General features: G+C 53.0%; 18 protein-coding genes and 1 tRNA gene. 8 read left to right on the forward strand and 11 right to left on the reverse strand.

What is annotated here, in order from left to right; genetic code table 11:
- Positions 1-5: 5 nt before the first annotated feature.
- The 3 genes from V4835_RS03655 (at position 6) to V4835_RS03665 (ending at position 1,889) form a co-directional block, all read left to right on the forward strand.
- Positions 6-470, forward strand: a complete 465-nt coding sequence (locus tag V4835_RS03655; RefSeq protein WP_331411211.1) for a phage tail protein — start codon at positions 6-8, stop codon at positions 468-470.
- Positions 467-1,621, forward strand: a complete 1,155-nt coding sequence (locus V4835_RS03660) for a phage late control D family protein (RefSeq protein ID WP_331411212.1) — start codon at positions 467-469, stop codon at positions 1,619-1,621. The genes V4835_RS03655 and V4835_RS03660 overlap by 4 nt, the downstream gene beginning before the upstream one ends.
- A gap of 67 nt (positions 1,622-1,688) precedes the next feature.
- Positions 1,689-1,889, forward strand: coding sequence for an ogr/Delta-like zinc finger family protein (locus V4835_RS03665; protein WP_331411213.1), 201 nt, complete (start codon positions 1,689-1,691; stop codon positions 1,887-1,889).
- 641 nt (positions 1,890-2,530) lie between these two features.
- Here V4835_RS03665 and V4835_RS03670 read toward each other — a convergent pair.
- Positions 2,531-3,022: an Hcp family type VI secretion system effector gene (locus V4835_RS03670; RefSeq protein ID WP_024906453.1), complete on the reverse strand. Its 492-nt coding sequence runs from the start codon at positions 3,020-3,022 to the stop codon at positions 2,531-2,533.
- A gap of 294 nt (positions 3,023-3,316) precedes the next feature.
- Here V4835_RS03670 and V4835_RS03675 point away from each other — a divergent pair, with 294 nt between their 5' ends.
- Together V4835_RS03675 and V4835_RS03680 are read left to right on the forward strand one after the other, a co-directional pair.
- Positions 3,317-3,619: a polymorphic toxin type 44 domain-containing protein gene (locus V4835_RS03675; RefSeq protein ID WP_331411214.1), complete on the forward strand. Its 303-nt coding sequence runs from the start codon at positions 3,317-3,319 to the stop codon at positions 3,617-3,619.
- Positions 3,597-4,070 carry a hypothetical protein gene (locus tag V4835_RS03680; RefSeq protein ID WP_331411215.1) on the forward strand — a complete coding sequence of 158 codons (474 nt, stop codon included), beginning with the start codon at positions 3,597-3,599 and terminating at the stop codon, positions 4,068-4,070. The genes V4835_RS03675 and V4835_RS03680 overlap by 23 nt, the downstream gene beginning before the upstream one ends.
- 1,120 nt (positions 4,071-5,190) lie before the next feature.
- On the opposite strand, the gene V4835_RS03685 is transcribed toward V4835_RS03680, so the two are convergent.
- Both V4835_RS03685 and V4835_RS03690 read right to left on the reverse strand, forming a co-directional pair.
- On the reverse strand, positions 5,191-5,517 hold the full coding sequence (locus V4835_RS03685; protein WP_331411216.1) for a hypothetical protein: 327 nt from the start codon (positions 5,515-5,517) through the stop codon (positions 5,191-5,193).
- Between the two features lie 168 nt (positions 5,518-5,685).
- Positions 5,686-5,761, reverse strand: a tRNA-Ile gene (locus V4835_RS03690).
- A gap of 125 nt (positions 5,762-5,886) precedes the next feature.
- On the opposite strand from V4835_RS03690, the gene mug reads away from it, so the two are divergent.
- Positions 5,887-6,393 (forward strand): G/U mismatch-specific DNA glycosylase, encoded by a 507-nt coding sequence (gene mug / locus V4835_RS03695; RefSeq protein ID WP_029741755.1) that lies wholly within the window; start codon positions 5,887-5,889, stop codon positions 6,391-6,393.
- Positions 6,394-6,924: 531 nt separating this feature from the next.
- Here the strand turns inward: mug and rpoD are convergent.
- The 3 genes from rpoD to rpsU all read right to left on the reverse strand — a co-directional run bounded on the left by rpoD (position 6,925) and on the right by rpsU (position 11,002).
- Positions 6,925-8,772 carry an RNA polymerase sigma factor RpoD gene (gene rpoD / locus V4835_RS03700; protein ID WP_023333459.1) on the reverse strand — a complete coding sequence of 616 codons (1,848 nt, stop codon included), beginning with the start codon at positions 8,770-8,772 and terminating at the stop codon, positions 6,925-6,927.
- 153 nt (positions 8,773-8,925) lie between these two features.
- Positions 8,926-10,671 (reverse strand): DNA primase, encoded by a 1,746-nt coding sequence (gene dnaG, locus V4835_RS03705; RefSeq protein WP_370732573.1) that lies wholly within the window; start codon positions 10,669-10,671, stop codon positions 8,926-8,928.
- A 115-nt stretch (positions 10,672-10,786) separates the two neighbouring features.
- Positions 10,787-11,002 carry a 30S ribosomal protein S21 gene (gene rpsU / locus V4835_RS03710; RefSeq protein WP_001144069.1) on the reverse strand — a complete coding sequence of 72 codons (216 nt, stop codon included), beginning with the start codon at positions 11,000-11,002 and terminating at the stop codon, positions 10,787-10,789.
- A 236-nt stretch (positions 11,003-11,238) separates the two neighbouring features.
- Here rpsU and tsaD point away from each other — a divergent pair, with 236 nt between their 5' ends.
- A complete protein-coding gene (tsaD, locus tag V4835_RS03715; protein WP_063144826.1) occupies positions 11,239-12,252 on the forward strand; it encodes a tRNA (adenosine(37)-N6)-threonylcarbamoyltransferase complex transferase subunit TsaD in 1,014 nt (337 codons plus the stop codon).
- A 31-nt stretch (positions 12,253-12,283) separates the two neighbouring features.
- On the opposite strand, the gene V4835_RS03720 is transcribed toward tsaD, so the two are convergent.
- Positions 12,284-12,409: a LuxR C-terminal-related transcriptional regulator gene (locus V4835_RS03720; RefSeq protein WP_331411217.1), complete on the reverse strand. Its 126-nt coding sequence runs from the start codon at positions 12,407-12,409 to the stop codon at positions 12,284-12,286.
- A complete protein-coding gene (locus V4835_RS03725; protein WP_331411218.1) occupies positions 12,375-12,968 on the reverse strand; it encodes a response regulator transcription factor in 594 nt (197 codons plus the stop codon). Before V4835_RS03725 ends, V4835_RS03720 begins: the two co-directional genes overlap by 35 nt.
- A gap of 558 nt (positions 12,969-13,526) precedes the next feature.
- Here V4835_RS03725 and V4835_RS03730 point away from each other — a divergent pair.
- Positions 13,527-15,320 (forward strand): serine protease, encoded by a 1,794-nt coding sequence (locus V4835_RS03730; protein ID WP_331411219.1) that lies wholly within the window; start codon positions 13,527-13,529, stop codon positions 15,318-15,320.
- A gap of 33 nt (positions 15,321-15,353) precedes the next feature.
- Here V4835_RS03730 and ureG read toward each other — a convergent pair whose 3' ends face one another.
- Genes ureG through V4835_RS03745 form a run of 3 tightly spaced genes read right to left on the reverse strand, consistent with a single transcriptional unit; the run spans position 15,354 to position 17,194 of the window.
- Entirely contained in the window at positions 15,354-15,971 is a 618-nt protein-coding gene (ureG, locus tag V4835_RS03735) for an urease accessory protein UreG (protein WP_331411220.1), read from the reverse strand.
- A 9-nt stretch (positions 15,972-15,980) separates the two neighbouring features.
- Complete coding sequence (locus V4835_RS03740) at positions 15,981-16,655, reverse strand: urease accessory protein UreF (RefSeq protein WP_331411221.1); 675 nt, start codon at positions 16,653-16,655, stop codon at positions 15,981-15,983.
- Entirely contained in the window at positions 16,655-17,194 is a 540-nt protein-coding gene (locus V4835_RS03745; RefSeq protein ID WP_331411222.1) for a HupE/UreJ family protein, read from the reverse strand. The genes V4835_RS03740 and V4835_RS03745 overlap by 1 nt, the downstream gene beginning before the upstream one ends.
- Positions 17,195-17,203: the final 9 nt, after the last annotated feature.

The following is a 17,203-nucleotide window of genomic DNA, read 5'->3' on the forward strand; positions in this document are numbered from 1 at the left end:
AGAAAATGTTAATGGTGCTGGGTCTGTTTGTCTTTGAACGACGAACCTTACCGTATCAGTCAATGATATTCACAAAAGACTACCGCTGGGCATCCAGCGCTCGCATCGGGAAACCCAAAGCCTGGCAGTACCTTGGCGAAGGTGAGACATCCTTTAGCCTCTCCGGCTTACTTTACCCGGAACTCACGGGAGGGCGGCTTTCTCTCAAGGCGGTTGAGCTGATGGCGAATGAGGGGCGGGCATGGCCGTTGATAGACGGTACCGGCATCATTCACGGCATGTTTATCATTGAGAAAGTCACGCATACGCATTCGGATTTTTACAGTGACGGTACCGCCCGAAAAATTAATTTTACTCTGGAGCTTAAACGCGTGGATGAATCGCTGATGACGACGTTTGGCGACCTGCGAACGCAGGCAACAGAGCTGGTGGAAAGCGCGCGGAATAGCATTGGAGGGCTGGTGGGATGATCACCGAAATGAATATCCGGGCGGGTGGGAAAATCGCCCCTGATTTTATGCTTAAGCTTGACGATCGTGATATCACGCAAAATTTCAGCCATCGTCTTATCAGCCTGACCATGACCGACAAACGTGGGCTGGAAGCCGATCAGCTGGATATTCAACTGGATGATTCCGACGGGCTGCTGGACTTGCCTGCCCGGGGGGCAAGGCTGTCCTTATGGCTGGGATGGGAGGGAACCCCGCTCCAGCGGAAAGGGGACTTTACGATCGATGAGATTGAATTCCGGGGCGCGCCGGACACGCTGACCATTCGGGGATGCAGCGCAGATTTTCGTGGAAAGCTAAACGTGCGGCGCGAACAGTCGTGGCATGACACGACGATTGGCGCGATAGTCGATACCATCGCTCAGCGTAACCAGTTGACCGCCAGCGTCGCGTCGGGGCTTGCATCCATCGCCATCTCTCATATTGACCAGTCTCAGGAGACAGACGCGGCGTTCCTCTCCCGCCTTGCTGAACGTAATGGAGCATTTGTTTCAATCAAAGCCGGGAAGATTATCTTTATGAAAGCGGGCCAGGCCGTGACGGCCAGCGGCACTCCGCTTTCCTTAATGATGATTGAACGTGGGGATGGAGATAAGCACCTTTTTTCCATAGCTGACCGTGAAAATTATTCCGGCGTAACGGCCAAATGGCTGCAAACGCGTGACCCCAAACAACAAACTCCTCAATTGAGTATTAATCGTCAGTCCGGAGGGCAGCAGACAGAAGCACTGCAGCACCCGGATGCCGCCGCACCGGTAGCAGGAGCAGCTGGCAAGGAGCAGAAACCGCAAGAGAGGCTGGTGGGATCGACGGAAAACGTATTTGAGCTCACTACGGTTTATGCTTCTGAAGAGCAGGCGCTCAGGGCCGCTGAGGCGAAGTGGCGAGCGCTTCAGCGGGGAACCGTGAAATTTTCCATCCAGCTGGCGCTGGGACGAGCCGACCTGTACCCCGAAACGCCGGTGCTGGTAAACGGTTTTAAACGGGTCATTGACGAGCAGGCGTGGATTATTAGCGAGGTGGTTCATATCCTCAACGAGAGCGGGTTTACCACGCAGCTTAAGCTTGAGCTGAACGTCACCGACGAAAAATTTTCAGTTGATAGTGAGTAATGTAGTTGCTATTGGTTTTGTTTTGGGTATTATTGATTCACAAAATGTGAATCAAGTGGAGGGGTACATGTTTCATTGTCCTAAGTGCAAGCACTCTGCGCATGCGCGTACCAGTCGCTATCTAAGTGAAAATACCAAAGAGCGCTATCACCAGTGCACCAATGTGGACTGCAGCTGTACGTTCGTGACGATGGAGTCCGTGGAGCGCCTGATTGCAACTCCCGCTGCGTCTGAGCGTGTCCGAACGGCTTCGCTGAACCACAGTTAGCGGCTGCGTCACCGGCTCAAAAAGCCAATAAAAAAGCCACTCAATCGAGTGGCTTAATCATATGATTCTAAAACTAAAATTTGGTGGCCCCTGCTGGACTTGAACCAGCGACCTGGCAATCATAAATCCCAATTTAAAGTATTATAAAACAATAGGTTATATTTTAAATGGGTTGTTGCATCGAATAATTTCAAATATGAAAGCATAGTGAATAGGTCTGCTGCCATTTTGCTGCCAATGATGCCTATAAAAAATGATAATCGCCATTCAAGAGGTAGAGGGCTAAACCAATCATAAAGGAGCCGAACAGCGAAAATACAGTGTTATACCAGTAGAAGTAGATAGGTGTTTCGGATCGGTAGATGGAGTAATTTTCATATGTGCCTTTATACCAGCCGACGAAGAACCCGCTTCTAAGAGCTTTTGCTGAATGAAAAATCATCCACCGCCAGCCCCAGCGCGGTACAGGGAGCGGGGAAAGCATGACGGTGACCATATGATTTTTTACGCGTTCCCGGCAGTGTTCGAGGGAGAGATTGCGCGGGGGTTTAACAAAAATCAATTTGCGGAGGTGCTTAAGCCAGGGTGCGAAAGAATTGGCACTAAAAACAATATAGGGCGGATTAACCGCCCCCCTTTTTTTACGCTGTTACACGCTCGTTCCACGCGTCTGAATATTGGACGTTCCCATCGCAATACTTCCAGGTGATCCGCTCATAGCGCAGCTGTACGCCCTCATTATGATTATGCATCTGTAAACCTGGCTCTTTGCAGTTATGCATAACTGGGTTAATGCTGACTACCCGCACATTCTCAAGCAGCATGTTGAAATACTCGACCTCTTGCCCCGCGTCGTTGATTCTGTACCACTTAATTTCAACGCTTTTAAGCGTCTGGCCGGTTGCTACCGCTTTATAGAGATACGGGCTGGAGCTATCAAATTCTTTCTCGATCATAAGCGGCGCATGTAAGCGTGTACCCGTGATTTTGCCCGTGTTGCTATCGGTTGGAACAAGCAAGCCGTGACTAAAAGAGAGAATTTCTACGCTACTTTCACGATCCTGAACATCTACAGACCCCCTGATCAGGTTGCCGCCATCGTCTTTAAGCCACATGTAAGCTGGAATAGCCATTTTTAAAACTCCATTTTATGAGGGTAAACCCTCATTAACGGCTAAAACCGGATCGCTGGTGATACAAATTGTGTTATCGGTATGAGTGATTAAAACGTGTTAGATATTGATATTAATAATAAAAATGATTGATTGATCTCAAACAGTACCGCGCAGCGCCGTTGCTCTTATGTTGCTAGTTTTGCCAGGCAAAAGGGAATAACGATGGCATGTATACCGATTTACCCGCCCCGTGGGCTGGAAATTTTGCGCGAACACATTAGGCTCGCGCGGGCGCGTCACGGAGTCCAGGATATGGCTATCCCGCTTACGTATACGTGGTTTTATGAGCGAGTAAGAAACGGCGGGGTGTGGGATTACAAACAACAAAAACGGGCTTACGCTGACTTCGGGAATTTTCATTACGGCGCGGTGGGTTATGCAGCGTGCATACCTGCAAAGATTTTGCTTATTGCCGCCGGCGCGGCGCAGTGGAAAGCCGGCACATCAAGACCAGAGTGGGGGAATTTCACGGGGGCCCCGCCGTTTGGTGATGATCCGATGGACCAATTTTGGATAAAGCAAGGCATAGACTATGTTAAGCAGCACCACTATTAAGGCGTTTAAGGCGTTGCATTGGGTGGCTACATTCGCTATGGCTATCGTGATTGCGGGGTACTGTTATTTTCAGCATATCCAGCGCTTAACGGTGAGTGACAAACTTTATGAGGTTCGCCAGCTCACGCCCCGGACCTGGTTATACATTACTGTGTATGACGGCTCTAACATGACTACGGGAGAAGTGTATCGCTATTTTTTAGCGAGCAAGATTGACGGCGATCCGCTGGTGGCTCTCGAAAAACAACATATCGCGCCCACGCTTACAGCGAACACCGCCCGCGCGAAAGTTGACGGCATAGGCAACAATATCTCATTTACTGTTTATGGCACCGTGTACAGCTTTACAACATCCGCATTTTTTTATGATGCTGAGGGAATAGCGGCCGTGCCGTCAATCGACTTAACGGCCCGTGGCGAGGGCTGGGACAAGGGGAAATTTAGTCGATAGATAAATATTTATTTAAAAATCCCTTGCAGTCGGGTCAATGACCCGATGAGCCGCGTGTAAGTTTTCACGGCGTACCCGTAGCGGTTCATGGATCAAAAGTACATTGTGATTGCCCGCCGGGCACAAATTGGGTATTGCCCTGCAGGTCAATGGCTGGGGCGTGGGTGAGATCCGGTTGATGTTGCTAGGGAAGAACTTCCCTGCAAAAATTACAGCCAGAATCCTCCATATACGATCAGCGAATTCGCAATTTGACGATTCACCGCAAACTCCCCCACGGGCTGGCTGTGGAGCGGAATGCCGTGAACCGTAAACAGCGAATTCGTTGAGAATTTCCGTTAAAAAACGAAACCGGTACGCGGATCCGTCAAAATTGCGAATTCGCAACTTTTGGTTTAATGATTTCGGGAATCATCATGATGCTTCGATCGTCTCAAAACACATGTCGGCGGTATGTCTGGCGGGTATTTTGGCAGGGGAAGGACGGATAATTCGCGGATATGCCTTACCCTGTTAGCTGTTAAGAAATGATAAGGTTTTTGGAGCATACCTTCAAAAGGGTTTTTGCGTTGATTGCTGCGAGCAAAAAGAAAAGGCAGCATTAACTGATAAGCTTTTCCGGTTGAGTCAACTTTCATGGGCGGATATCCGCCAGCAGCACCGGCATAAACTCGGATACGAAAAAATCTCCCATAACTCAATCAAGGCGGCCATCCCCGCGCATGTTACCGAAGACGTGGAGCTTATTGCATTCCGCTTCTGTAGCAAGGCATCCATGGTAGGTTACAAGCGCGATGCTACGTTTTACGTTCTGTGGCTAGACAGGGCATTTACGCTTTATAACCATTCCTGACACGTTCCCATACTGACTATCTGAAACCTCGCTACTGGGCTACCACCAGCATTAGACTCGTAACAGATAACCAAAATATACAGGTGTATATTTAGCTTTTCTGTATCGGTTTATCTTGCTGCATACCCATGGATAGGAGGGGGAGGATCAATCCCTGAGCCTTTCATTTTGCGGAACGGCCCGCTTCATCGAATTTTTACACCCGCGAAAATAAAAAATTAGGGTAACGAACAACGCAGGAATCTGACGTGCTGGTGGGATTGTGTTTTAAACACCTTTCGGACTGAGGAACATCAGTAAGCCTGTGCCGACGACCGCGCCAAGAAAACCATAACCGCCGATGAAGTACATGGCGATCAGTCCAGAAAAATTCACTACGGCCAGCAAAACACAGAAAAGTAAGGAGGGCAGTTTATTTTTTTTGAGGCTATCAATGCTGCCCCAAACTCCCAGCCCAGCGAAAAGCAAAAGTAGAAGGCCGAAAATCAGCAGCGCTTTTTCATTCGTTAGGTTTCTACAGACATAGTAACAGCCAGCATGAGCATTATTGAGAGGGGCAAACAGAACCGAAGCAGTGATGAAGATCCGTTTCATTCATACCCCTTGCAGTAGTGGTTACTGCATGAAGCTGGTTAATTCCAGTAGTGTATGAACTGTCATAAATTAACCATGAATCACTATGGTTAATTTTTTGGAATATCCCCGGCATATCCCCGGAAAAATCAGGCTGGTGGGTGACTCCCCGCCAGCCCTTGCGGTGTCTGGTGGCCCCTGCTGGACTTGAACCAGCGACCAAGCGATTATGAGTCGCCTGCTCTAACCACTGAGCTAAGGGGCCGTGGCGGTGAATTATAAAGTAACTCCCCGCAGCAATCCAGCCATTCACACCTGCCTGCTGTTTTTATAAACAACGCATAATCAATCCTTTATACTTCCCTGACGATGTATCGAGCGGGAGTAAAGATGATCAACGATATTCTGGCCCCAGGCCTGCGGGTGGTGTTCTGCGGAATCAACCCGGGTAAGTCCTCGGCGCACACCGGTTTTCACTTCGCCCATCCGGGGAATCGCTTCTGGAAGGTGATCTACCAGGCCGGGTTTACCGACAGGCTACTCAAGCCCGAAGAGGAGCAGCATCTGCTGGACACGCGCTGCGGGATCACCATGCTGGTCGAGCGGCCTACGGTGCAGGCAAGCGAGGTCAACCTGCATGAACTGCGCAGCGGCGGGCGGGAGCTGATCAAGAAGATAGAGGATTATCAGCCCGCCGCGCTGGCGATCCTCGGCAAGCAGGCCTACGAGCAGGCGTTTAGCCAGCGCGGAACGCAGTGGGGCAAGCAGAGCATCATGATTGGCGTTACGCAGGTATGGGTGCTGCCGAACCCGAGCGGGCTCAACAGGGCGACTCTGGATAAGCTCGTGGAGGCGTACCGGGAGCTGGATGAGGCGCTGATGGTGCGTGGGCTATAATCCTCTGCGGCCTGATGCCCTCACCCTCTCACCACATGACTGAGGGATCCCCACAACGTTATGGCAGCACGGAACAGTCCCCTCGCCCCTCTGGGGAGAGGGTTAGGGTGAGGGGAATATACGGCCGTGGTGGTCATTCCGTTCACTTTATGTTCTTTGCTACTCTTTAACGACATGGCCTGTGAACGTGCAAGGGTGGCTCAATCGCCACCACCCTGGCGACCCGGGCTCCCGGCGGTAAATCGCCGCTTCGCGGTGCCCTCAGCTTATTCCTTCCGGCTTATCGGGGACGGGCGGAGGTAACGTCCCTGTAAAGCCCGCCCTCTCGGCGCATCCATGCGCCTCGCCCCGGCCTGCAGGAAACGCCTCAGCGATTTACAGCCGGACCAGGGCATCGCTGAAAGTCTTCACTCGTTCTGAAACAAGGTTATTGCTTCTGCTTATAAATTACTGGGGATCCCTCTCCCACAGGGAGAGGGAATAAACAAAAAAAAAGCTCCCGATTGGGAGCTTTTTCACTGTCAGGACCGATTAGTCGTCCAGGAAGCTACGCAGCACTTCAGAGCGGCTTGGATGACGCAGCTTACGCAGCGCCTTCGCTTCGATCTGACGGATACGTTCGCGGGTAACGTCGAACTGTTTACCCACTTCTTCCAGCGTGTGGTCGGTGTTCATATCAATACCGAAACGCATACGCAGGACTTTCGCTTCACGGGCGGTCAGGCCAGCCAGAACGTCGTGCGTCGCAGCACGCAGGCTCTCGGTGGTCGCAGAGTCCAGCGGCAGCTCGAGGGTGGTATCCTCGATGAAATCACCCAGATGCGAATCTTCATCATCACCGATTGGTGTTTCCATGGAGATTGGCTCTTTGGCGATCTTCAGCACTTTACGGATCTTGTCTTCCGGCATCAGCATGCGCTCGGCCAGCTCTTCCGGCGTCGGCTCGCGGCCCATCTCCTGCAGCATCTGGCGGGAAATACGGTTGAGCTTGTTGATGGTCTCAATCATATGCACCGGAATACGGATGGTGCGCGCCTGATCCGCGATAGAGCGGGTGATAGCCTGACGGATCCACCAGGTTGCGTAGGTGGAGAACTTGTAACCACGACGGTATTCAAACTTATCTACCGCCTTCATCAGACCGATGTTGCCTTCCTGAATCAGATCCAGGAACTGCAGACCACGGTTGGTGTATTTCTTGGCGATAGAGATAACCAGACGCAAGTTCGCTTCAACCATCTCTTTCTTCGCACGGCGGGCTTTCGCTTCACCGATGGACATACGACGGTTGATGTCTTTAACCTGCTCGATGGTCAGTCCGGTCTCTTCTTCGATCTGCTGCAGCTTCTGCAGACCACGATAGACATCGTCCTTCACGTCGTGCAGTTTTTCAGACCACGGCTTGTTCATCGCGATAGCGGCGTTGAACCAGGTTTCGCTGGTTTCGTTGCCGGTGAAGAGGGTGATGAAGTTCTTCTTCGGCATTTTGCACTGCTCAACGCACAGCTTCATGATGATGCGTTCCTGGGTGCGTACGCGATCCATCATCACGCGCATGCTGTTTACCAGGTAGTCGAACTGTTTTGGCACCAGGCGGAACTGTTTGAATACTTCAGACAGTTTCAGGATCTCTTCCTGAGCGGCGGCATGGCTGCGGCCTTTCGCTTTGATGGTGTCACGCGTCACTTCGTACTGGGTACGCAGCTCGGCAAACTTCTCACGCGCCAGCTCCGGGTCGATGCTGTTGTCATCGTCCGCGGTGTCGTCGTCGCTCTCTTCCTCATCTTCGTCTTCGTCATCATCCATCTCTTCCTGAGACAGTTCAGAACCGACGTGAGTGGCGGTAGGCGCCATATCTTCTTCAGCGTTCGGGTCGACAAAACCGGTGATCAGGTCAGACAGGCGCGCTTCTTCCGCTTCAACGCGATCGTACTGCTCCAGCAGATAGGTGATCGCTTCCGGGTACTCGGCAACAGAGCACTGAACCTGGTTGATCCCGTCTTCGATGCGTTTTGCGATGTCAATTTCGCCTTCGCGGGTCAACAGTTCAACGGTACCCATTTCGCGCATGTACATGCGGACCGGGTCAGTGGTACGCCCGATTTCAGATTCCACGCTGGACAGTACCTGTGCAGCAGCTTCTTCCGCATCTTCGTCAGTGTTGTTGGAGGTTTCAGCCAGCAACAGATCATCGGCATCCGGTGCTTCTTCCATCACCTGAATGCCCATGTCATTGATCATTTGGATGATATCTTCGATTTGATCTGAATCGACGATATCTTCCGGCAGATGGTCATTGACCTCGGCATAGGTCAGATAGCCTTGCTCCTTACCACGTTGGACAAGAAGTTTCAGCTGTGACTGCGGGTTTTGCTCCATAAGACGGTATCCACACTTAATTCGTTTGATTGGTGTCGGCGATGGGGCTGCCAACCTTTAAAGCGAGGGCGTACTTATATTTTTGCCGCTGCCTCTCAGTGCGGCTGCCGGGGGCTTCCCGATCGATATTCGGCACTTAAGCCGTTAAATTTTTTATTTCTTCGCCAGTTCCTGGTTAATCATCCAGAGCTCCCGGCGTTCTTCGCTGCTTAAACCGTGCGTGCGCTCGCGAGCAATTAACTCTTCCTGGCGCAGCTCAAGCATCGAATCAAACATATGGTTGAGTGAGTCGGTGAACGTTTTTTCTGCAATATCCTTATCTGCTATATCGTCCCACATCGACAATTTTTCAAGGGTAGCGGCCTCTTTTGTGCCGCGATAGTGCTCTAAAAGTTGTCCGGTGGTCAGACCTGGCTGAGACAAACACGTGTTGACCAGTTCTGAAAATAAGCCAAGTCCGGGCAATTTTTCGTGGTTCAAACCCGCCAGCGACGGCACCTGCGGTGCGAGCTCGGGGTTTTGTACCAGCAACCCTATCAGTATACGCATGGTTGTGCGTTTTAGCTGAGGCGCGGGGCGAACCGCGCCGTTTTCAGCCAGTTTAGGCATTAAACGTTCAAGCTGGCTGTCATCCAGAATGCCAAGCTTGTTGCCTAGCTCCTGACGCAGATAGATGCGCAGCGTTTCGCCGGGCACCTGGCTGATTAACGGCAGCGCCAGCGTACTGAGCTGCGCGCGCCCGTCAGGGGTACTCAAATCGACCTGCGGCATCAGGCTGTTAAACAAAAACGTGGAGAGCGGCTGAGCCTGCTCCATCCGCGCTTCAAACGCCGCTTTGCCCTCTTTACGCACCAGCGTATCCGGGTCTTCTCCGTCGGGCAGAAACATAAAGCGTAGCTGACGCCCGTCGGTCATATACGGCAGTGCGGTTTCCAGCGCACGCCAGGCGGCGTCGCGTCCTGCGCGGTCACCGTCGTAACAGCAGATGACGTTGTTGGTCACCCTGAACAGCAGTTGAATATGATCGGCGGTGGTGGACGTACCTAACGACGCAACCGCGTAGTTGATGTCGTACTGCGCCAGTGCCACGACGTCCATATAGCCTTCGACGACCAGAAGACGCGGAGGTTCCGCATTATTCTGCTGCGCCTCATAAAGACCGTACAGCTGGCGGCCCTTATGGAAAATATCGGTTTCCGGGGAGTTGAGGTACTTCGGCAGGGCATCACCCAGCACGCGACCACCAAAACCAATTACCCGGCCACGCTTGTCGCGGATCGGGAACATGACCCGTTCGCGGAAGCGGTCGTAGCTTCGTCCCTGGTCGTTGGTGACCAGCATGCCTGCATCGATGAGAGACTTACGATCTTCGCTATTGCCGCCAAAACGCTTTAACACGTTGTCCCAGCCGGGCGGGGCGTAACCAATAGCGAAACGCGCAATGACATCGTCGCTCAGTCCGCGCTTGTTCAGATACTGACGCGCAGGCTCAGCCGCAGAGTGCTTAAGAGACTGTTGGTAAAACGAATTCAGGCCATCCATCAGTTGATACAGCGTTTGCCGCTGATGGCGCTCGATCTGACTTGGCCCACTGCCTGCTTCATACGGCACTTCAAGGTTATGCATCGCCGCCAGCTCTTCGACGGTTTCAACGAACTCGAGCTTGTCGTAGTTCATCAAAAAATCGACGGCATTACCGTGTGCGCCACAGCCGAAGCAATGGTAGAACTGCTTTTCACCGTTTACGGTGAAGGAGGGGGTTTTTTCGTTATGGAACGGACAGCACGCATGGTAGTTCTTGCCCTGCTTTTTTAGCTTTACCCGCGCGTCGATGAGATCGACGATGTCGGTTCTGGCAAGCAGGTCATTGATGAAAACGCGTGGGATTCTTCCGGCCATATGCCCCAAAATTTTAAGCGACTTATAAACGAAAACAAGCCGCGCATTCCTTCCGGAAGCACGGCCTTACGACTATTACTCAGTCTGTCAATTGAGGGCTGAGGCCCTCAAACAATTAGTACAGACGAGTACGGCGTGCGTTTTCGCGAGCCAGTTTCTTCGCGTGACGTTTCACAGCGGAAGCTTTAGCGCGCTTACGTTCGGTCGTTGGTTTTTCATAAAACTCACGACGACGAACTTCAGCCAGAACACCTGCTTTCTCGCATGAACGTTTGAAGCGACGCAGTGCTACGTCGAACGGCTCGTTTTCACGTACTTTAATTACCGGCATGTAACTCTCACCTTTAATAAATTCGGTTTGCCGCTGGCATCAACGCCAGCTTATTTCAAAATGGTGCGGAATTTTACTGCAAATGCTGCTGCTTTGTAAAGCACCGATGCGATTTTGAAAGGGACTTTAATAAGGGTGAGGAGTATACACGAGCCTTCTTCCTGGGGCGAACAAAGTTTTACATCAACCCGCCCAGGCTCTACACTGCGCGGTATTGAAACGAGGTAAAACAAGTCATGCGTGTACTGGGTATTGAAACATCCTGCGATGAAACCGGCATCGCCATTTACGACGACGAAAAAGGGCTTCTGGCCAACCAGCTGTATAGTCAGGTGAAATTGCACGCTGACTACGGCGGCGTCGTACCTGAACTGGCCTCTCGTGACCACGTGCGTAAAACGGTTCCCCTGATTCAGGCGGCGCTGAAAGAAGCGGGATTAACGGCAAAAGAGATTGATGCAGTGGCGTATACCGCAGGCCCGGGCCTGGTTGGCGCGCTGCTGGTTGGCGCGACGGTTGGCCGTTCGCTGGCGTTTGCGTGGGATGTGCCGGCCATTCCGGTTCACCATATGGAAGGGCATCTTCTGGCGCCGATGCTGGAAGAGAATCCGCCTGAATTCCCGTTTGTTGCGCTGCTGGTCTCCGGCGGCCATACGCAGCTGATTAGCGTAACGGGCATTGGCAAGTACGAGCTGCTGGGCGAGTCGATCGACGATGCCGCCGGTGAAGCGTTCGATAAAACCGCCAAGCTGCTGGGGCTGGATTACCCTGGCGGCCCGATGCTGTCAAAAATGGCGGCGCAGGGAACGGAAGGGCGCTTTGTCTTCCCGCGTCCGATGACCGACCGTCCGGGGCTGGACTTCAGCTTCTCCGGGCTGAAAACCTTCGCGGCGAATACGATCCGTAATAACGAAAACGACGAGCAGACCCGCGCGGATATTGCGCGCGCGTTTGAAGATGCGGTAGTCGATACGCTGATGATCAAGTGCAAGCGCGCGCTGGATCAGACCGGCTTTAAGCGTCTGGTGATGGCCGGCGGCGTCAGCGCTAACCGCACGCTGCGCGCGAAGCTCGCCGAGATGATGCAAAAGCGTCGTGGAGAAGTGTTCTATGCGCGTCCGGAATTCTGTACCGATAACGGCGCGATGATCGCTTACGCGGGTATGGTGCGCCTGAATGCGGGCGCAACGTCCGACCTGAGCGTGTCCGTGCGTCCGCGCTGGCCGCTGGCGGAACTGCCTGAGGCGTGAACGGCTCTCCCGTCGTCGCGGCGGGGGAGTTTTATATCCTGATGTCGAACATCTGGTTCTTGATGATCAGAGAGTAAAGCTGGTAGTCGTTTTGCACATCCAATTTTTCCATCGCCCGGATCTTATGCGCACTGACTGTTTTGATGCTCAGGTGCATATATATATTGTGCAATCTCCTTCAAATTTAATCCGTTACATATCAGACGCAGCACATCGATTTCCCGCGGCGAGAGTTTTTCAATATCTGTCATCTCATGACGAAAAAGCATATTTACCAGCTGGCTTTCGATATAGATCTCACCTTTAAGAACTGTAGTAATTGCCTGGCTTAAGGTTTGCTCGTTGATATCCCGCGACAAATACGATCTGACGCCTTCCTTTAGCGCCTGACGAATAAACATGGCGTTTGCATAGGGCGAGAGCAGGATAATGCTGAGCGTAGGATAAGTCTGATGGAGCCATTTCAACAGCTTCAGACCGTCCATACCCGTGAGAGGAGAGCGATTAAAGCTGGTTGTCAGTGAATAGCTGAGGATAACGATATCGGGGTTATGCTGGCCAAGAAGCGACAGAAGTTCTGCGGAAGAGGCTGCTTCACCGGTCAAAACACATCTCTGATTCATGCCTGAGGCGGGTAACGAGAGCGGTTGCATCATTGAGGATAAGCCGCGGCGAATCAACGAGGATTCTTCAGCGATAACGATTTTAATGTCCATAATGATGCGTCGTATTAACCCTTACATGATAATGGCGGGGTTGGAATCCCTCGCAAGATATATCGTTATTAAAATCCAGGCTGCGGTAAAATAGCAGTAACAATGAGAGTATTTTTAGCGGCGACGGATATTGATTATTTCATTATGCTTAATCTTTGCAGTTTTTGTATCCAGGTGTATCCTCGCGTTGCGAAATATAAAGAAACGAGATATGGATTTTTCTTATTCAATTATAGAAAGATCGTTCCCCTAGATTAGGAAGTTCTTATTCATCACGGTGCATGTATCACAGATACTGAAAAAGGAGAAATGTCGATTCACAAAGGAACCGTGATTACCATGAAAAAAAGTACCTTGTCCCTTTTTATTTGTGCAGCAATTTCATTTTCCGCTACGGCAGAAAATCATGTGCAAAATGAGTTTGCACATGACAATGCGACCTACACAGCAATTGTACTCAAGCTAAAACCCACTGCAGGTTTGCTAAAAGCGACAAACAATAAAATTACCCTGAATGATCCTTCCCTTATCACCACAAATATGTTTCGGCCGACTAATTTGCGGAGTTCAAATCAGTCATCCGAGTTAACGGAACTCAATAAACGCTATGGCTTTGACCGTTATCTGCGTATCGCGTTACCGCAAGATAAACGTCAGGATAAAACCTACATTAACCATATTATTACTGAGCTGGAGCAGAATCAGAACGTAGAGTTTGTTTATCCGGAGGCCGAACCGGTGTCGCTGGATGAAAACGCCCTTACGCCGCAGGTTAAATCTTCGGTAAATAATAATTTAACGTCTGCTGCCGTTCCGGATTTTCGCAATAAGCAAGATTATCTCAAAGCACCTGATGTTAAGCGCGCCGATTATTATATGGGGGGCGTAAACCGCGAAAGCGTTGATCACTATGCAGGCAGTGCGGGCGAAGGAGTGACGATTATTTCAACGGAGATTTATCCCTGGAATACCTACCACCTCAACTTACCGCCAATGAGCCTCAGCTCTGGAAAGACAACGTATGTTGAAAAGCAAGATCATGACACCGCTTCCGTCGGGATTATGGCAGCGAAAGATATTGGCACCGGTATTCGAGGGATAAGCTGGAAAAGCCGACTGGGGTACGCGGCCTCAGCGCATAATAACCTCTATAATTTAATTCCGTTGCTAAAAGCTGGCGATGTGGTGCAGATTGGGGTACACGTAGCGGGCGGTTATCCAGCGGGTTGTCAGAAGGATTGCTGGGTGGCAATGGAGTCCGAGCCCGCCTATTACGATGTGATTAAAGCGCTGACGGATAAAGGCGTTCACGTTGTTGAGGCGGCAGGTAACGGGAACGTCAACCTGGATAGCCCAGGCTTCCAGGGGGAGTTTGACGTGAACGTGCGGGACTCCGGGGCTATCCTGGCGGGTGCGTTTTGTGCAAAAGACGGTAAAAAAGCGTCGTTCAGCACCTATGGTTCGCGCGTCACCAGCTCTGCATGGGGCTGCTGGGACGTAGTGAGCACAGGTTATGGCGATCTCTATAAAAATGGCGGCGTTAACGATTCTTATACCGCGACGTTTGCCGGAACGTCTTCCTCGAACCCGATTATTGCGGGTGTGGTAGCCAGCCTGTCAGGCATCGCTAAAGCCAACGGTATTACCGTGACACCGCGGCAGATGCGTCAGATTCTGGCGGAGACCGGAACGCCACTGGCCAACGGGGATTCGGCAAAAGTGGGTACTCAACCTGATATGGAGCGTGCGGTGGCCCGTATTATGGCGCTCAAAGACGGTAGCACGCCTGTCGCGCCGGCTCCAACGGCTGTGGCAGGCGCAGATTACGCTCTGGTTTCTCCGACCACGGGGGTGATCACCTACGTGCTGGACGGCAGTAAGAGCCTGAATGCCAAATCGTATAACTGGCGTGTGACGAAAGGGGCAGAAACCTTCTCGCTGGAGGCGACACTGAACGGCACGCTGGTGAAGAGCGTGGACAGCGCGCATGCCTATGCCGTCATTCCTGCCAACAGCGAGGGTGAAGCGACCTTTACACTGACGACGACCGGCGCGGATGGGCGAACCGCGACGGACAGCATGACCATCACCGTCAGTAAACCGGCGGTACTGGCTAAGGATGACACACCGGCAAAAGATGACACACCGGCAAAAGATGACACACCGGTAAATCCTGCGGCACCGGCCTATAACGCCAAAATTGCCTATCCAACCCGATGCACCAAAGCGTATTACAACGGTAAAGTTTGGCTCAACCAGTGGTATGTCAACCCGGGGCAAGAAACGCCGGGAACCGGCGGCGAGTGGGGCGCATGGCGCGAAAAAGGGTCTTCCAATAACAGCTGCAAATAACAATCACGGCCTGGCGTTATGCCAGGCCTTTTTTCAGATCCGCAGCATCCCTTTCTCTTCCAGAAACGCAATAATCGTCGCTAAGCCGTCACCCGCCTTCAGGTTGGTAAACGTCCACGGACGCTCGCCGCGCATGCGGTTGGTGTCGCGCTCCATCACCTCCAGCGACGCACCGACGTACGGCGCGAGATCGGTTTTGTTGATCACCAGAAAATCGGACCTGGTGATCCCCGGCCCGCCCTTGCGCGGAATTTTTTCCCCTTCGGCCACGTCGATGACGTAGATGGTCAGATCCGCCAGCTCCGGGCTGAAGGTCGCGCTCAGGTTGTCCCCGCCGCTTTCAACGAAGATCAGATCCAGATTGCCGAACTTCTCGCTTAACGCTTCCACTGCCGCCAGGTTCATTGAGGCATCTTCCCGAATGGCAGTATGCGGGCAGCCGCCCGTCTCCACGCCTACGATGCGCTCCGGCGCCAGCGCGCCCGCCTCGGTCAGAATGCGCTGATCCTCTTTGGTATAGATATCGTTGGTCACCACCGCAAGATGGTAGGTATCGCGCATCGCCTTGCAGAGCGCTTCCAGCAGCGCGGTTTTGCCCGACCCTACCGGGCCGCCCACGCCCACGCGCAGGGGATGTTTGTAATCAGCCATGTTGACTCCTCAGGAACGGAATAGTCGTGAATATTGGGTTTCGTGGCGCGCGGAGGCGATGGCGGACAGCGGCGTCGCTGCCCCCAGCGCGTCGTCGCTCCGTAAAAATGCCTGTTCAAAACCAGCGGCGTAGTGGTCGCTCAGGTCGATAATCAGCTGCTGCGCGGCCTGTTGCCCAAACGGCACCAGCTTGACGCCCGCCATCACCGCGCTCTCTATCCAGCTGTAGCCGAGGCTCAGCGCCAGCTCGCGCACGCTAATGCCCCAGCGCACGCCGAGCCAGGCCATGCCGCTAAGCTGGCTCTGCATAAACAGCGGCAGCCATTCGGGCGGACAGTCAGGTTCCCAGCTCTTAATCAGCCGCGTAAAGGCCGCGCCGCGGTTGCGCTCCTCTTCGCGCAGCTCGCGCGTTTCCCGGCAGGCGAGAAGGTATGCCGTCCAGCGTTTTGCTTTTGTAAGATCGCGTTGCTCACAGGCCTGATAAAGACGGATAAACAGCGGCAGATCGACGCAGAAAAAGCTCTGCTCCATCTGCTGGATTTGCCAGCGTTTAAAGGCCCCGGCGTCCGTGACCCAGCCCGCCTCAACGGCCCACTCCAGCCCCTGCGACCAGGTAAACGACCCGACCGGCAGGCTGCTGCTGGAGAGCTGCATCAGGCGCAGCCTCTGGCGGGCGTGCTCCATCAGCTCATCAGCGCCAGCAGGGCGGAGACAATCAGCCCGCCGCCGAAGGTTTTACGCAGGCCATCGTGACGGCGCAGCAGCAGCCCTGCGGAAAAGCTGGCGCACAGCACCGTGGCGCTGGCGAGCATAAAGCCGCTGGTGAAGAGCCAGAAGCTGTGGCCGGACATCTCCACGCCGTGCGCCCAGCCGTGGAACATTGCCAGGGCAGGCACCGCCAGCAGCAGGCGGTTTTCAGTTTTGAACATCATCACGCCGGATACCGCCAGCGAGGCGATAATCAGCATCTCCATGCCGCTGAAGCCGCCGAGCAGGCTGCCCGCAATGGCGCCGACAAGCATCATCCCGAGGGTGGCAAACGGCAGCAGGAGTTTGCGACCGCTCAGCGCCGAGAGCACGCCTGCGCCCGCCAGCATCAGCAGGTGATCGAGCCCGGTCAGCGGGTGGAGAAAACCGGCCTGAAAGCTGTCGGCGCCGTGGCCGGGATGCGCGAGCGCAGGAACGGAAAAGGCCAGCAGTAACAGCGGTAAATACTTGCGCATGATGAATCC

It is taken from the genome of Enterobacter cloacae complex sp. CARB60, assembly GCF_036487345.1.
Classification (GTDB): Bacteria; Pseudomonadota; Gammaproteobacteria; order Enterobacterales; family Enterobacteriaceae; genus Enterobacter; species Enterobacter asburiae_D.

Excerpts from the sequence above, each read along its gene's own strand:
- dnaG (WP_370732573.1), bottom strand. The coding sequence starts at position 10,671 with ATGGCCGGAAGAATCCCACGCGTTTTCATCAATGACCTGCTTGCCAGA.
- V4835_RS03665 (WP_331411213.1), top strand. The coding sequence starts at position 1,689 with ATGTTTCATTGTCCTAAGTGCAAGCACTCTGCGCATGCGCGTACCAGT.
- V4835_RS03740 (WP_331411221.1), bottom strand. The coding sequence starts at position 16,655 with ATGGAGCACGCCCGCCAGAGGCTGCGCCTGATGCAGCTCTCCAGCAGC.
- rpoD (WP_023333459.1), bottom strand. The coding sequence starts at position 8,772 with ATGGAGCAAAACCCGCAGTCACAGCTGAAACTTCTTGTCCAACGTGGT.
- V4835_RS03685 (WP_331411216.1), bottom strand. The coding sequence starts at position 5,517 with ATGAAACGGATCTTCATCACTGCTTCGGTTCTGTTTGCCCCTCTCAAT.
- V4835_RS03660 (WP_331411212.1), top strand. The coding sequence starts at position 467 with ATGATCACCGAAATGAATATCCGGGCGGGTGGGAAAATCGCCCCTGAT.
- rpsU (WP_001144069.1), bottom strand. The coding sequence starts at position 11,002 with ATGCCGGTAATTAAAGTACGTGAAAACGAGCCGTTCGACGTAGCACTG.
- V4835_RS03725 (WP_331411218.1), bottom strand. The coding sequence starts at position 12,968 with ATGGACATTAAAATCGTTATCGCTGAAGAATCCTCGTTGATTCGCCGC.
- V4835_RS03675 (WP_331411214.1), top strand. The coding sequence starts at position 3,317 with ATGGCTATCCCGCTTACGTATACGTGGTTTTATGAGCGAGTAAGAAAC.
- mug (WP_029741755.1), top strand. The coding sequence starts at position 5,887 with ATGATCAACGATATTCTGGCCCCAGGCCTGCGGGTGGTGTTCTGCGGA.
- V4835_RS03670 (WP_024906453.1), bottom strand. The coding sequence starts at position 3,022 with ATGGCTATTCCAGCTTACATGTGGCTTAAAGACGATGGCGGCAACCTG.
- tsaD (WP_063144826.1), top strand. The coding sequence starts at position 11,239 with ATGCGTGTACTGGGTATTGAAACATCCTGCGATGAAACCGGCATCGCC.
- V4835_RS03680 (WP_331411215.1), top strand. The coding sequence starts at position 3,597 with ATGTTAAGCAGCACCACTATTAAGGCGTTTAAGGCGTTGCATTGGGTG.
- V4835_RS03720 (WP_331411217.1), bottom strand. The coding sequence starts at position 12,409 with ATGCACCTGAGCATCAAAACAGTCAGTGCGCATAAGATCCGGGCGATG.
- ureG (WP_331411220.1), bottom strand. The coding sequence starts at position 15,971 with ATGGCTGATTACAAACATCCCCTGCGCGTGGGCGTGGGCGGCCCGGTA.
- V4835_RS03655 (WP_331411211.1), top strand. The coding sequence starts at position 6 with ATGTTAATGGTGCTGGGTCTGTTTGTCTTTGAACGACGAACCTTACCG.
- V4835_RS03745 (WP_331411222.1), bottom strand. The coding sequence starts at position 17,194 with ATGCGCAAGTATTTACCGCTGTTACTGCTGGCCTTTTCCGTTCCTGCG.